A 13,460-nucleotide genomic window follows, 5' to 3' on the forward strand; every position below is an offset into this window, starting at 1 on the left:
TGAACCGCCTGAACCGCCGGAACCGTCAATGTCCCGTCCCGGGCCGATTCCCGCACCCGGGGGGCACCAACAACTCAAGCGAAGGACGCGCCATGGAAGACGATCGCATCGGTATCACCGTCACGGTCAACGGCAAGACGCATCGCGCCGAGGTCGAGCCCCGCGAGCTGCTCGTTTATTTTCTACGGGAGCGGCTCGGGCTCACCGGAACTCACGTCGGCTGCGACACCAGTCAGTGCGGCGCCTGCACGGTTCATCTGGACGGCCGGGCCGTGAAATCGTGCACGGTTCTCGCCGTGCAGGCGGACGGAGCGGAGGTGACGACGATCGAAGGGCTCGCGCGCGGCGGCGAACTCCACCCGGTGCAGGCCGCTTTTCACGAGAAGCACGGGCTCCAGTGCGGCTTCTGCACTCCCGGCATGATCATGACGGCCGCCTACCTGCTGGCGCAGAATCCAGCTCCGAGCGAAACGGAGATCAGGCACGCGCTGGAAGGCAACCTCTGCCGCTGCACGGGCTACGTGAATATCGTGGAGGCGATCCGGCACGCGGCCGAGAACATGGGGGGCGCGCATGTATCCCGCTAGCTTCCGCTACCTGAGGCCGCGCTCGCTCGCGGAAGCGCTGGAATTCCTGACGCGCCACGGCGAGGAAGCGAAGCTTCTCGCCGGCGGCCACAGCCTGCTTCCGGCGATGAAGCTCCGGCTGGCGTCGCCGCGGTATTTGATCGATATCGGCGGGCTCCGGGAGTTGCGCGGCATCGACACGAGCCCCGGCGAAATGGTGATCGGCGCGCTCACGCTGCACGCCGAAATCGCCGCGTCGGACAGCGTCCGCCGCCTCCTTCCCGGGCTGGCCGAGGCTGCTTCGGTGATCGGCGACCTCCAGGTGCGCAATCGGGGCACGATCGGGGGCAGCGTCGCGCACGCGGACCCGGGCGCCGACTTTCCCGTGATCCTCACGGCGCTGAGCGCCGCCTTTGTCCTGCAATCTTCTTCGGGAAAACGACGCGTGGCCGCGGACGGCTTTTTCCGGGATTTCTTCACGACCGCTCTCGCGCCCGATGAAATTCTCACGGAGATCCGGATTCCGCTTCCGCCCCGCGGCGCGGGAACGGCCTACGCCAAGCTCGGCCATCCCGCTTCCGGCTATGCGGTCGTGAGCGCCGGCGCGTGGCTGATCGTGGACTCGGCGGGCAACTGCGAAAGCGCGCGCGTGGCGGTCGGCGGCCTGGACGGGATTCCGCGGCGCGCGGCGGCGACGGAAGCCGCCCTGCAAGGTCGGCCGTTGACGGCGGAAAACATCGCCGCGGCCGCCGCCAGGGCGGCGGACGGGGCGAAAGCGGAAGGGGACACCTACGCCAGCGCCGAATACAAGCTGCACGTGGCGACGGTCTTCGCAAGACGCGCCATCGAGGCCGCGGCGGGTCGGGCGGGGAGGCAGGATCGGGCATGACAACCGAGCACGGGAACGGAAAGCTGATCGGTGCGCCGGTGAGGCGGGTGGAGGATGCCGCCCTGATCACCGGAGCAGGTTGCTTCGTCGAGGATATTCGGCGTGCGGGCATGCTGCACATGGCGTTGCTGCGGAGCCCGCACGCGCACGCCAGGATCGTTTCCATAGATGCCCGCGCCGCCGGAGCGATGCCCGGAGTCGTTGCGGTGGTGACGGGCGAGGACGTCGCCGAGTTGCGCATCCCCGTTGCCGCGGTGGTCCAGGGACAGAAGATCCCGCCCCATCCGGTTCTGGCGCGTGGCGCGGTTCATGCGGCCGGCGTGCCGGTGGCGGCGGTGGTGGCCGAGACGCGCGCGCAGGCGGAAGACGCGGCCGCAGCCATCGAGGTCGAGTACGACGAGATGCCGGCGGTGGTCGATGCCGAGAAGGCGCTCGAGCCGGGAGCGCCCCTGGCGCGTGAAGAGCTGAGCGACAACGTTTGCTATGTCGCCACGAAGAAAGGCGGCGACGTCGACAAGGCGTTCGCCGAAGCCGATCACGTCGTGCGCATGCGCATCGCGAGCCCGAGGCAGGTCGCGCTCGCGATCGAGCCGAGGGGAATCGTCGCCGATCCGGAGCCGGCGGGCCGCGGGCTCACCGTCTGGGCCTCGACGCAGGCGCCACACCGGCTGCGCGCCGACCTCGCCACGGCGCTCGGCTTTCCCGAGCACAAGATCCACCTGATCGCACCCGACGTGGGCGGAGGCTTCGGCAGCAAGGGCCCGCTCTACCGGGAGTACGTGCTGGCCTGCCACATGGCGCTCAAGCTCGGCCGCCCGGTGAAATGGATCGCGACCCGCAGCGAGGATTTCGTGACCATGATTCAGGGACGCGATCAGATCATGAGGTCGGAGCTGGCGCTCAAGCGCGACGGTACCATGCTCGGCCTCAAGGTCCGTGTGGTCGCGAACGTGGGCGCTTATCTCTATTCCAACACCGCCGGCCCGCCGCAGCGCATGATGGCGATGGCTCCGGGCTGCTACCGGATCCAGAACTGCCACGTCGAGGTCGTCGCCGTCTTTACCAACACCGTCCCCACCGGACCTTACCGCGGCGCGGGGCGGCCCGAATCCGTCCTCAACATCGAGCGGCTCGTCGACAAGGCCGCTCGCGACCTGGGGATCGACCGACTGGAGTTGCGGCGAAAGAATTTCATCCGGCCCGAACAGTTTCCCTACCGCACCGGCGTGGGCGTCGAGTACGACTCGGGGGATTACGACAAGGCGCTCGCGGAGGCTTTGCGGCTTTCGCGCTACGACGACCTCGTCCGCCGGCGCGACGAGGCGCGCAGGCGCGGCGAGCTGGTGGGCGTGGGCGTTTCCACGTTCGTCGAGCCCAGCGGCGGCGCGGGCTTCGAAAGCGGCACCGTGCGCGTCGAGCGCACAGGGGAGATCACCGTGCTCACCGGATCCAGCTCGCACGGCCAGGGGCACGAGACTTCGTTCGCCCAGGTGATCGCGGACTTGTTGCGGGTCTCCATGGATCACGTCGCGATCCGTCACGGCGATACCGTGGCCGTGCAGCAGGGCGTCGGCACGTTCGGCAGCCGCAGCATGGTGATGGGAGGCGGCTCGATGGCGATCGCGGCGCAGCGCGTGATCGAGAAAGGGCGCCGCATCGCGGCGCATCTGGCCGAGGCTTCGCCCGACGACATCGTGCAGGCCGACGGGGGCTTCGCGGTCGCCGGGGTGCCGGACAGGCGGATTACGTGGCGGCAGATCGCCGCCGCAGCCTACGGCGGCAAGCTGCCGCCGGGAATGGAGCCGGGACTGCAGGAGACGGCCTTTTTCAATCCTCGCCGCGAAGCGTGGGGCTTCGGAACGCATGTCGCCATGGTCCGCATCGACAGGGAAACGGGAACACCGTCGATCGAGAAGCTGGTGCTCGTCGACGATTGCGGCGTGGTGGTCAATCCGATGATCGTCGAAGGACAGATTCACGGCGGGGTCGCGCAGGGGCTTGGCGAGGCGTTCCGCGAGCAGATGCTCTACGGCGAGAACGGCGAGATACTTACCGGCACGCTGATGCACTACGCGGTGATGCGCGCGCCGGACATGCCGGTGCTGGTGCTGGGGGAGACCGTGACGCCGAACCCGTTCAACCCTCTCGGAGTGAAGGGCGTGGGCGAGGCGGGCACCAACGGCGCGCCGCCGGCCGTGGCCAACGCCGTCATGGACGCGCTTGCGCCCCTCGGGATCGATCACATCGACATGCCGTACACGCCGCCCAAGCTCTGGGCGGCGATCCGCGACGCGGAGCGGCGGGCGCACTGAGGCGCCTGCTTCGCCGGCCGCGAGCCCGGACGTAACCGGTGCCGACATTGAAGACGTGGTTGCCGTTGTCGGCATTTCGGCCCACGCGATCGAAGGCGTCGAAGAACCCCTCGTGGCGGACGGCGCGCTAGGTTTCGGCGCGAAGCGCCTCGAGGGGAGAACGGCGAAAAATTCCCGCGCAGCCCGCGATGCCCGCCAGGAGGGTCGTACCGGCCGCGGCGGCGAGGACGAGCACGAGCGACGACCACGAGATCACCGCAGCGGTCCCCAGGAAGTAGAAGCTCAGCCCCCAGGTCGCGAGAACCGACAGCGCGGCGCCGCTCCCGCCGGCGATGACGCCGAGAAACAGGTATTCGGCGGCGACCGCGGCGACGATCTGAGCCCGAGGAGCTCCGAGCGTTCGCAGCAGAATGCCTTCCCTGACGCGTTGCGCGCGGCTGCCGAGGACGGCGCCCGCGAGCACGGCAGCTCCCGTGACGATCGTGAACAGGGCGATGAAGCGGATCGCGCCTGCGACCTTCCGGAGAATCGCGCTCAGGGTCTCGAGCACCAGACCGAGGTCGATGATCGAGACCGTCGGGAAACGCTCGGCCAGGGCGCGCTGGACGCGGGCGAGCGCTTCCCTGGAGTCGGCGCGCGTCAGGATCGCGTAGAAGCGCGGCGCGCTTTCGAGCACGCCTTCCGGAAAGACGACGAAAAAGTTGGGACGCAGGCGCTGCCAGTCGACTTCCCGAAGGCTTGCCACCCGGACCGCCAGCCGCACTCCCTGGACGTCGAATTCCAGCCGGTCGCCGATGCGGACGCCGAGCGTTTCGGCAATCCCGGTTTCGAGCGAGACCGGTACGGGGCCGCCGTCGGGAGGCGCGCTCGGGTACCAGCGGCCCGCGGCCAGCGTTTCGGTGCTCGCAAGACCGCTCCGGAACGTCGAGCGATACTCCCGCCGCAGCGCCCAGTAGGGGATGGGCGCCTTCGGGTCGGCCCGCAGCTCCTCGACGCGCCGGTCCTTCACGGCCGAAAGCCGCATCGTGACCACAGGCACTTCCTCGGAACCGCGTATGCCGAAGGATCGCAGCAGCGCCGCCACGCCGTCGCGCTGATCCTGCTGCACGTCGAAGAGCACCAGGTTGGGCTCGCCTTCGCCGACGCGGTCGAGGACCTGGTTGAGGAGCATGCCGCGGACGCCATAAAGCGTCGCCAGCAGGAACGTCCCCAGACCGACCGCGAGCGTCAGCGCCGCCGTCTGGTTGTCGGGGCGGTGCAGGTTGGCGAGCCCCTGGCGCCAGGGGAAGGGAAAAAAGGCGGGCGTGATTTTCCTCGCCAGAAGCGCGCTGCCGCGGGCGAGCCCGGTGAGCAGCGCCGAGACGACGAGAATCGCCGCCGTGAACCAGAGACCGTGCAACCATCGACCCGCGGCTGCGGCGGCAAACCCCAGGATCCCGACAACGAGGATTGTCCCCAGAGCCCAGAGCACCGGGTCGCGGGCCGGGCTCTTCACGGGCTCGCAGGAGGCGCGCAACGCCGCGAGCGGCGCCACCTTTCTCAGCCCGACCAGCGGCAGGAGAGCGAACAGAGCGGCCGCCGCCATGCCCACGAGAAGCCCGGCGACAAGTCCCGGGAGCGAGAACGAGGCGGCGGGGGCCACGGGCAGGAAATCGGCCAGCGCCAGCGGCAGCAGCGCCTGGAGCGCCGCGCCCAGCGCCGCCCCCGCGATCGAGCCGGCCGCTGCGATTGCGAGCGCCTGGATCAGGTAAACGGCGACGGTTTCCTCCGGCAGCGCCCCGATGCACCGCAGCGTCGCGGCCGCAGCCCGCTTTTCCCGGGCATAGGCGTGGATGCCGCTGGCAACGCCGACGCCGGCGAGCAGCACGGCAACGAAGGTCGCGAGCTGGAGATAGCGGGAAAGGTTTTCCGTGGCGTGCTCGATGCGCCTCAAGCGCCGGCTCACGGTGTCCGCTTCCAGGCGCAAGGCGCTCAGCTGCCCCGAGAGCCCGTGGGCGAGCCGGTCCGCGTCCATTCCATCCGGCAGCTTGAGGAAGACACGGTAACGCGCCAGGCTGCCGGTCCGGATCAGCCCGGTTTCCTCCAGAAAGGCGAGCGGAATGTAGACCCGCGGGCTGATCAGCGACAGCGCCGGGGTTTCCCCCGGGATCCTGATGAGCTTTCCCGCGATGCGGAACTGCCGATCTCCGATCCTCACGAAATCGCCGACCCCCGCATTCATCTGGTGCATCAGGGCTTCGTCGACGAGCGCGTTGGGTCCGTCCCGGAACCGGGCCGCCGCCTCCGGCGGGTCCGTCTCAAGCTTGCCGTAGTACGGAAACCCGCCCGCGAGCGCGCGCACCTGGACCAGGCGCGAGCCGCCGCCCCGGGGAAAGTAGGCCATCGAAGCGAAGCTCACCTGGCGCGATCGCTCGCCTGGAAGCGAGGCGACGAGGGCTTCGGCTTCCGCCGAAAACGGCTCGCGGCCGGCGATGGCGAGATCGGCGCCGAGCAGGATCTTCGATTGCGCCCGCACGCTCCGCTGCAGGCTGTCGCGGAACGAGAACGCGCCGACGACGGCCGCGACGCCGAAAACGACGCCAACCATCGACAGCAAAACGGACTTCAGGCCGCGGCGTGCGTCACGCGCAGCGACGCGCCAGACCCATGGGCCCGGAAAGAGCGCGAAGGCGGCGGTCACGCGCTCCCGCCTCCGCCCGCGTCGGGCGCCGTCGCGCCGCCGTCGAGGACGCCGCCTCTCAGCGTGAGCGTGCGGCTCGCCTGGCGCGTGAGATCTCGATCGTGCGTCACCAGCACGAGCGTCGTTCGGGCGCTCGAGTTCAGCTCGAAGATCAGCCGGGCGATGTCGCGGGCCGTCTCGGCGTCGAGGTTTCCGGTCGGCTCGTCGGCGAAGAGTATCTTCGGGCGGTTCATGAAGGCGCGCGCGATGCCCACCCGTTGCTGCTCCCCGCCGGAAAGCTGGGCGGGGTAATGGTGCCGCCGCTCGGCCAGCCCGACCCGTTCGAGCAGCTCGGCGGCGCGGCTGCGGGCGCCGCTTTCGCCGCGAATCTCCGCAGGCACCATCACGTTCTCGAGCGCGGTCAGCGACGGCAGGAGCTGAAAAGTCTGGAAGATGAAGCCGATCTCACGATTGCGGATCCGCGCGAGCTCTTCCTCGGACAGCCGGTGGAGCGGCAGGCCGTCGAGCAGCACCGCGCCCGAGGTGGGGCGCTCCAAACCCGCGCAGATCGCGAGCAGCGTGGTCTTGCCGCTTCCCGAGGGCCCAACGATCGCGCACGCCGTCCCGGCGCCGATCTCGAAGGAGACGTCGTCGAGAACGGTGATGTCGCGGTTCCCGCTCTTAAAAACCTTGGTGAGATGTTCTACCCTGAGAATCGGCGTCGCGGTCATCGGCTGCGGCGAAGGGTCCGGAAGATCGCGGGGCGGCGCGGCATACCGGTCGGCAATGCTTCACTGTAGATTCTTTGCCCGGGCAACACAACACGGAGCGGCCGGCCTCGCCGCCGCGCTGCTTTTCTTCGTCTGGGCCGCGGCCGCGCCCGCCGCGGCGGGCCGGACCGTGCTCTTCCTGGGCGACAGCATCACGGCGGGCCACGGCGTCGACCCGGAGCTCGCCTATCCGGCTCTCATCCAGCGGCGCATCGAAGAGAACGGCTGGGATTTCCGGGTCGTCAACGCGGGGCAGAGCGGCGATACGAGCGCCGGCGGGCTCGGGCGGCTCGACTGGCTGCTCAAGAATCGGATCGACGTTCTGGTCCTGGAGCTGGGAGGAAACGACGGGCTGCGCGGCTTCCCCGTGGAGGCGACTCAGAAAAACCTTCAGGCGATCATCGATCGCACCAAGCAACGCTATCCGGAGGCGAAAATCGTCGTTGCCGGCATGAAGGCGCCCCCGAACATGGGAAGCGACTACGGCCGGCGGTTCCACGCCATGTTCGCCGCGCTGGCGAAGACCAATCGGGCCGCGCTCATCCCCTTCATCCTCGAGGGCGTGGGCGGAGTCCGCCGCCTCAATCTCCCGGACGGCATCCACCCCACGGCCGAAGGGCACAGGATCGTCGCCGCCAACGTCTGGAGGGTGCTCGAGCCGGTGCTGCGTTCCCTGCTCGCGCGCTGACGGCGGCGGCAGCGCGCGCAGGACGGCCGCGCCCGCATTGACGGCCGGGCGGGCATCGCATAGTGTCGTTGCCGTCGGGAGCGAACTCAGGAGGATCCGTTATGGTCACTGCCATCGTTTTGCTGACGGTCGAGCGCGACAAGATCAACCGGGTCGCGGACACGATCGCCGATCTGGACGGCGTGAGCGAGGTCTATTCGGTCGCGGGCCGCTACGATCTCGCCGTGGTCATCCGTGTGCGCGACAACGACGCGCTCGCCCGGGTCGTCACCGAGCATATCCGCGGCGTCCCCGGCATCACTTCGTCCGAAACGCTGATCGCTTTTCGCGTCTACTCGCGCCACGATCTGGAGCGCATGTTTTCGATCGGGCTGGAAAAGGCCTAGCGCTCAGGGATTCCGCCGATTGCAGGCGCGTTCCGGTGAAGCTCCGCTCCCGGGCCGACGAGCGCGCCGATCCGGGATCGCTTCAACCGGCTCGGGCGCGCCGCAGGACAACCGGAACGATCAGGAGCAAGGCGGAAATCAGCAGCAGCCCGGCTGCGATCGGCTGCGTGACCAGGACCAAGAAATCGCCCTGGCTGATGGCGAGCGCGCGCCGGAGCTGGGTTTCGGCGAGCGGGCCGAGGATCAGGCCGATCACCGCCGGGGCGACCGGAATGTCCCAGCGCCGCATGACAAAGCCGAGCAGGCCGAAGACATAGAGGATCAAGAGGTCCACCGCGGACTGGTGCAGGCTGTACGCGCCGAGCGTGGCGAAGAGCAGGATGCCGCCGTAAAGCAGCGGTTTGGGAAGGGCCAGAACCTTGACCCAGATACCGACCAGCGGGAGATTGAGAATCAGCAGCAGGACGTTGCCGACGTAGAGGCTGGCGATCAACCCCCACACCAGCTCCGGTTGCGCCTGGAACAACAGCGGTCCCGGCTGAATGCCGTAGTTCTGAAACGCTCCGAGCAGGACCGCGGCCGTGGCGGAGGTCGGAATGCCGAGCGTCAAGAGCGGCACCAAGGCGCCGGTTACCGAAGCGTTGTTGGCCGCTTCCGGGCCCGCCACCCCTTCGATCGCGCCGTGGCCGAACTCGTGCGGATATTTGGTGAGCCGCTTTTCGGTCGCGTAGGAAAGAAACGTCGGAATCTCGGCGCCGCCCGCGGGGATCGAGCCGAAGGGAAAGCCGATGATCGTGGCGCGGAGCCAGGCGGGCACCGACCGCTTCCAGTCCTCTTTCGACATCCACAGCGACCCCTGGAGCTTTTCGATCTTTTCCTCCAGCCGGCTCGAATAGGCAGCCACGTAAAGCGCCTCGCCGACCGCGAAGAGCCCGACCGCGAGCACCACCACGTCGATTCCGTCGAGCAGCTCGGGAATCCCGAACGTGAAGCGCGACTGGCCGGTCTGGCTGTCGATGCCGACGAGCCCCAGGAGGAGCCCGAGAAAGAGACTGGTCAGCCCGCGGGCGGTGGAGCGGCCGATCACCGCCGAGACCGTGGTGAAGGCGAACACCATCAAGGCGAAATACTCCGCCGGACCGAATTTCAGGGCGAACTCGATCACGATCGGAGCGAGCAGCGTGACGAGCAATGTCGCGATCGTCCCGGCGACGAACGAGCCGATCGCCGCGGTCGCCAGCGCGGGACCGGCGCGCCCGTTTTTCGCCATGAGGTTGCCCTCGAGCGCGGTGGCGATCGAGGCCGACTCCCCCGGCGTGTTCAAAAGGATGGTCGTGGTCGAGCCGCCGAACATCGCTCCGTAGTAGATGCCGGCGAACATGATCAAAGCCCCGGTCGGATCGAGCTTGACCGTGAGCGGCAGCAGCATGGCGACGGTGAGGGCCGGGCCCACTCCGGGCAGGACGCCGACGAACGTTCCCAGCGTGACGCCGAGAAAGCCCCAGAAAATATTGAACGGTGTCAGGGCGACGTCGAAGCCTTGGGCGAGCGATTGTAGGGTGCCCGTCATGCCGGCATCCGCCCTGCCGGCTCGCCCGAGTCGCAAGCGCCGGGAAGCGACCTGTCGACGTCCCGCTTGAGCCGGAAGGAAACCGAGCGGATCATGGGGTTAGGTCAGATTCCGGCGGTCCCGAGGATCGGCTTCAGCCAGCCCGGAGGAAGGCTGACATTGAGGAACTTGACGAAAAACAAGAAGACCGCCACCGCCAGGGCGAGCCCCACCCCCAGGTCACGAGCGGCGCGCGTGCTTCCGAACCCCCGGGCCACGCAGGCGAAGAGCACGGTCTGGGCGACGACGAATCCCGCTCGCTGAATCAGGAGAATCTGCGCGAACAGTCCGGCGGTAACCCAGAGGAAAGCGCCCGTATGAAAGTCGTGCTCGCCCCGCTGCGCGGCCCGGTCAGGGACGCCGTTGCGCCACCCCCCCGTGAGCGCCTCGTAGAGCAGCCGTATGCCGAGCAGGATCAATCCGGCGGCCACCGCCGCCGGCGCCGCGTTGGGGCCGACGCCGGCGTAGCCGCCATGCGCGGGCAGCGCCGCCGTTCCCATCGCCACGGCGGCGCCCAGGACCAGAACGGCCAGCGATAAGAACAGCTCCGCCCGTTTGAGCTTCACGCTTCCTATTTCTTCTTGAGGCCGAGCGAGTCGATGATCGCGGCGATCCGCTTGCTGTCCTGGTCGATGAACTTCTTGTATTCGTCTCCGGCGAGGAAGATCGGCGCCCAGCCGTATTTCGCCAGCGCGCCTTTCCACGACTGGGTCTCGGTCGCCGCCCGCACCAGCTTCACGAGCGCGTCGCGCTGCGGCGTCGTGATCCCGGGGGCGCCGAAGACGCCGCGCCAGTTGGCCAGCTCGACGTCGACACCCTGCTCCTTGAGGGTCCGGATGCCCTCGATGCGCGACGGCGAGGAGACCGCCAGCGCACGCATGCGACCGCCCTTGATGTGCTCGGAAAACTCACCGATTCCGGAAACCCCGGCGGTCACGTGGCCCCCGATGATGGCGGCAACCGCCTCGCCGCCTCCCTTGAACGCCACGTAGTTGGTCTTGGCCGGGTCGACGCCGACCGCTTTGGCGATCAGTCCGACCAGGATGTGATCGGTTCCGCCCGCCGAACCGCCGCCCCAGGAGACGGCTCCGGGATTTGCCTTCAGCGCCTTGACGAGATCGGCCATCGACTTGTGCGGCGAGCTGGCGGGAACGACGATGACCTCGTATTCGCCGGTCAGCCGGGCGATCGGCGTGACCATGTCGAGGTTCACGGGCGCATTGTCGAGATAGATGGCGCCGACCATGACCATGCCGCCGATCATCAACGCGTTGGGGTCGCCCTTGGACGAGTTGACGAACTGCGCCAGGCCGATGGTACCGCCCGCTCCGCCCTTGTTCTCGAATTGAACCGACGAGACCAGCTTGGCGCTTTGCATGGCCGCCGCCAGCGCCCGGCCGGTCTGGTCCCAACCGCCTCCGGGATTGGCGGGAATCATCATCTTGAGGCTCGGCTGCGCGCCGGCGACGGCGGCGCCGAAAGCGACGAGCAGGCCAGTGGCAAGACTCACAACCCAATTGCGCATATCTCCTCCATGTTAAGCGGGCCGGCTGAACCGCCAAATGGCGGAGAGCCTCGGTCCGAGCAATCGCGACGCGACATCCATGGGACTTGCGGATTCACTAATAGTCCAGGGCGCGACATTTCACAACCTCGGATCGCGGTCTCCGGTCCGGGCAGCTCCGGAGCAGGCGTTACGGCGCGCGTCCTCGTTGCGCGCTCCGGACCGGTTCGGGCGCCGCGCAGCGTGCGCGAAGAAGCTCCGCGAATTTCCCGACGGCGATCCTCCCCCCGGCGCGGCAGCGTATCTCTCCGGCTTCGCGCAACACGTCGCCGAAGAGGCCGGTCTTGAACCTCTGGTTTTCGACCGCTCCGCCGGCGGTCAGAAAGCAGAGGCGGCCGGTTGCCGAGAGCCGCCCCAGGAGAGCGAGGCCGACGGCCGCTCCGTTGCCTGCCGGCGGGGAGTCGATCAGGTCGACGAGATCCGCAAAGGAGGCGATCGGCAGGCCCTTGAGGAAGTTCACGATCCGCGTGGCGACGAGCAACGTATAGATGTCGTCGCGTCCGAACCGATCCGTTTCCACGCCGAGGGCCGTCAGCCGCGCGCGCACGTAGTCCGCCTCCGCAAACTCTCGACCGCGGGCGATCGGCGCATCCGGCGTCAGATAGAACGGCGAGGCGCCGAGCAACACCGGCAGGCGCGCGTTGAAGGCCAGCGTTTGCACCATGCTTTCCAGGCTTTCGCTCGGGAGGCCGAGGATCTGGTACGAGACGATTTTGAAACCGAGCCCGGCCGCCCGGTGAACCACCCTCAGGTAGGCTTCGAGCGTGTGCGGTCGTTTGGTGGTTTCGCGGACGGCCTTGTCGGAGCTCACGAGCGAGAGGTTCAGGTGCGAGAACCCCGCCGCGCGCATCAGCTCGAGTAGCTCGTCGTCGAGGCTCAGGTAGCTCACGCCGTTCATCGCGACGAACTCCATCTCGCCGCCCGGAAAACGGGCGATCAATCTCCGGCAGAGCTCCTTGAAGGCGCTCCTGTAGTAGGTCAGGTTGTCGTCCTCGAAATCGATCACGCGATAGCCCTGGCGGTAGCGCAGCTCGATCTCTTCCAGGACGTTTGCCACCGAGCGGCGCCGGTAGGTCGTTCCGAAGGTCGTGTGCACGGAGCAGAACGAGCAGCGGTGCGGGCAGCTGCGCGAGGTGATCGCGAAGGCGAGCGGCTTGCCGGCGATCCGGTAACGGGAGGGCGAGAGATCGCTCAGGTCGGGGAAGGGGAGATCGTCGAGCGGGAAGTTGTCGGCGAGCGGATTGAAGCACAGCCGGCCGTCGCGCCTGTAGACGAGGTTCGGCACCTCGTCGACGCGCAGCTCGCCCCGGAGAAAACGGAGAAAGGCAACCAGCGGCCGCTCGCCCTCGCCCCGCACCACGTAGTCGACGTGGGGCGAGGCGAGGAGCGACTCCGGAGCGGCGGAGGCGTGGGAGCCTCCCATGAGCACCGGAATGTCGCGGCGGCGCTTGACGCGCGCCGCGACTTCCAGCGCCTCGCGGAAGTAGGGCGTGAAGAGGGACGAGATGCCGACGACGTCGGGCCGAAGCGACGCGATCTCTCCCTCGATCGCGTCGAACGATTCGCCGAAGTGGTAGTACCGGTGGAAGGTGGAAAAAGGCGACGTATCCGGCGCGGCGTAATAGCCGCGGAGATAGCGGAGCTCCCGCGGTATGGCGACCGTGAAGCGGCCGCGGCCGGCGTGGCAGTCGCGGATCACGACATCGACGTCGGGCAGGTGGCGCGCGACCGCAGCCTTGAGATAGCAAAGCCCGATCGGCTGAAGGCGGACGTCGGTGTCGTAGAAGTCCTGGACGGGAGGCTGGATCAGCAAAAGCCTCATCGCCGTCGCTTATAGCACTTCAACCGGGCGCCCTTCCACGCTCCGGCTTGGAAGAGGAGGGGGCAGCGGTATACAATGGACCAGACGGATCGTCGACCCGAAGACTTCCTGCGGCTCGCGAAACGGGCGATCGGGCTCACCGCCCCGGTCTTTTTTTTCGGCCGCGGGACGATGCTGGTTCCCGGGAGCGCAAGA

At 68.1% G+C, this 13,460-nt stretch carries 11 protein-coding genes; 5 read left to right on the forward strand and 6 right to left on the reverse strand.

What is annotated here, in order from left to right; all coding sequences use genetic code 11:
- Window positions 1-92 precede the first annotated feature (92 nt).
- Genes VNN77_12400 through VNN77_12410 form a run of 3 tightly spaced genes read left to right on the forward strand, consistent with a single transcriptional unit; the run spans window position 93 to window position 3,767 of the window.
- The gene (locus VNN77_12400) at window positions 93-587 is read left to right on the forward strand and encodes a (2Fe-2S)-binding protein (protein HXG52188.1); all 495 of its coding nucleotides are present in this window, start codon (window positions 93-95) and stop codon (window positions 585-587) included.
- Window positions 574-1,455, forward strand: coding sequence for a xanthine dehydrogenase family protein subunit M (locus VNN77_12405; protein ID HXG52189.1), 882 nt, complete (start codon window positions 574-576; stop codon window positions 1,453-1,455). The genes VNN77_12400 and VNN77_12405 overlap by 14 nt, the downstream gene beginning before the upstream one ends.
- Window positions 1,452-3,767 (forward strand): xanthine dehydrogenase family protein molybdopterin-binding subunit, encoded by a 2,316-nt coding sequence (locus VNN77_12410; protein ID HXG52190.1) that lies wholly within the window; start codon window positions 1,452-1,454, stop codon window positions 3,765-3,767. Before VNN77_12405 ends, VNN77_12410 begins: the two co-directional genes overlap by 4 nt.
- 127 nt (window positions 3,768-3,894) lie before the next feature.
- Here the strand turns inward: VNN77_12410 and VNN77_12415 are convergent, their stop codons facing one another.
- Both VNN77_12415 and VNN77_12420 read right to left on the reverse strand, forming a co-directional pair.
- Window positions 3,895-6,447, reverse strand: coding sequence for an ABC transporter permease (locus tag VNN77_12415; GenBank protein HXG52191.1), 2,553 nt, complete (start codon window positions 6,445-6,447; stop codon window positions 3,895-3,897).
- Entirely contained in the window at window positions 6,444-7,157 is a 714-nt protein-coding gene (locus VNN77_12420; protein HXG52192.1) for an ABC transporter ATP-binding protein, read from the reverse strand. The genes VNN77_12415 and VNN77_12420 overlap by 4 nt, the downstream gene beginning before the upstream one ends.
- Before the next feature lie 55 nt (window positions 7,158-7,212).
- Here VNN77_12420 and VNN77_12425 point away from each other — a divergent pair, with 55 nt between their 5' ends.
- Together VNN77_12425 and VNN77_12430 are read left to right on the forward strand one after the other, a co-directional pair.
- A complete protein-coding gene (locus VNN77_12425) occupies window positions 7,213-7,884 on the forward strand; it encodes an arylesterase (GenBank protein HXG52193.1) in 672 nt (223 codons plus the stop codon).
- Window positions 7,885-7,985: 101 nt separating this feature from the next.
- Window positions 7,986-8,270 (forward strand): Lrp/AsnC ligand binding domain-containing protein, encoded by a 285-nt coding sequence (locus VNN77_12430; protein HXG52194.1) that lies wholly within the window; start codon window positions 7,986-7,988, stop codon window positions 8,268-8,270.
- Window positions 8,271-8,352: 82 nt separating this feature from the next.
- Here VNN77_12430 and VNN77_12435 read toward each other — a convergent pair whose 3' ends face one another.
- The 4 genes from VNN77_12435 to VNN77_12450 all read right to left on the reverse strand — a co-directional run bounded on the left by VNN77_12435 (window position 8,353) and on the right by VNN77_12450 (window position 13,265).
- Window positions 8,353-9,840, reverse strand: a complete 1,488-nt coding sequence (locus VNN77_12435) for a tripartite tricarboxylate transporter permease (GenBank protein ID HXG52195.1) — start codon at window positions 9,838-9,840, stop codon at window positions 8,353-8,355.
- 104 nt (window positions 9,841-9,944) lie between these two features.
- Window positions 9,945-10,445 (reverse strand): tripartite tricarboxylate transporter TctB family protein, encoded by a 501-nt coding sequence (locus tag VNN77_12440; protein HXG52196.1) that lies wholly within the window; start codon window positions 10,443-10,445, stop codon window positions 9,945-9,947.
- 5 nt (window positions 10,446-10,450) lie between these two features.
- Entirely contained in the window at window positions 10,451-11,404 is a 954-nt protein-coding gene (locus tag VNN77_12445) for a tripartite tricarboxylate transporter substrate-binding protein (protein ID HXG52197.1), read from the reverse strand.
- Window positions 11,405-11,573: 169 nt separating this feature from the next.
- Window positions 11,574-13,265 (reverse strand): radical SAM protein, encoded by a 1,692-nt coding sequence (locus tag VNN77_12450; GenBank protein ID HXG52198.1) that lies wholly within the window; start codon window positions 13,263-13,265, stop codon window positions 11,574-11,576.
- Between the last annotated feature and the right edge of the window lie 195 nt (window positions 13,266-13,460).

Source organism: Candidatus Zixiibacteriota bacterium (assembly GCA_035574315.1).
Lineage (GTDB): Bacteria > Desulfobacterota > Binatia > UBA9968 > UBA9968 > DATLYW01.

Coding starts and splice junctions, on each gene's coding strand:
- VNN77_12400 (HXG52188.1), top strand. CDS start 93: ATGGAAGACGATCGCATCGGTATCACCGTCACGGTCAACGGCAAGACG.
- VNN77_12405 (HXG52189.1), top strand. CDS start 574: ATGTATCCCGCTAGCTTCCGCTACCTGAGGCCGCGCTCGCTCGCGGAA.
- VNN77_12410 (HXG52190.1), top strand. CDS start 1,452: ATGACAACCGAGCACGGGAACGGAAAGCTGATCGGTGCGCCGGTGAGG.
- VNN77_12420 (HXG52192.1), bottom strand. CDS start 7,157: ATGACCGCGACGCCGATTCTCAGGGTAGAACATCTCACCAAGGTTTTT.
- VNN77_12425 (HXG52193.1), top strand. CDS start 7,213: ATGCTTCACTGTAGATTCTTTGCCCGGGCAACACAACACGGAGCGGCC.
- VNN77_12430 (HXG52194.1), top strand. CDS start 7,986: ATGGTCACTGCCATCGTTTTGCTGACGGTCGAGCGCGACAAGATCAAC.
- VNN77_12435 (HXG52195.1), bottom strand. CDS start 9,840: ATGACGGGCACCCTACAATCGCTCGCCCAAGGCTTCGACGTCGCCCTG.
- VNN77_12445 (HXG52197.1), bottom strand. CDS start 11,404: ATGCGCAATTGGGTTGTGAGTCTTGCCACTGGCCTGCTCGTCGCTTTC.
- VNN77_12450 (HXG52198.1), bottom strand. CDS start 13,265: ATGAGGCTTTTGCTGATCCAGCCTCCCGTCCAGGACTTCTACGACACC.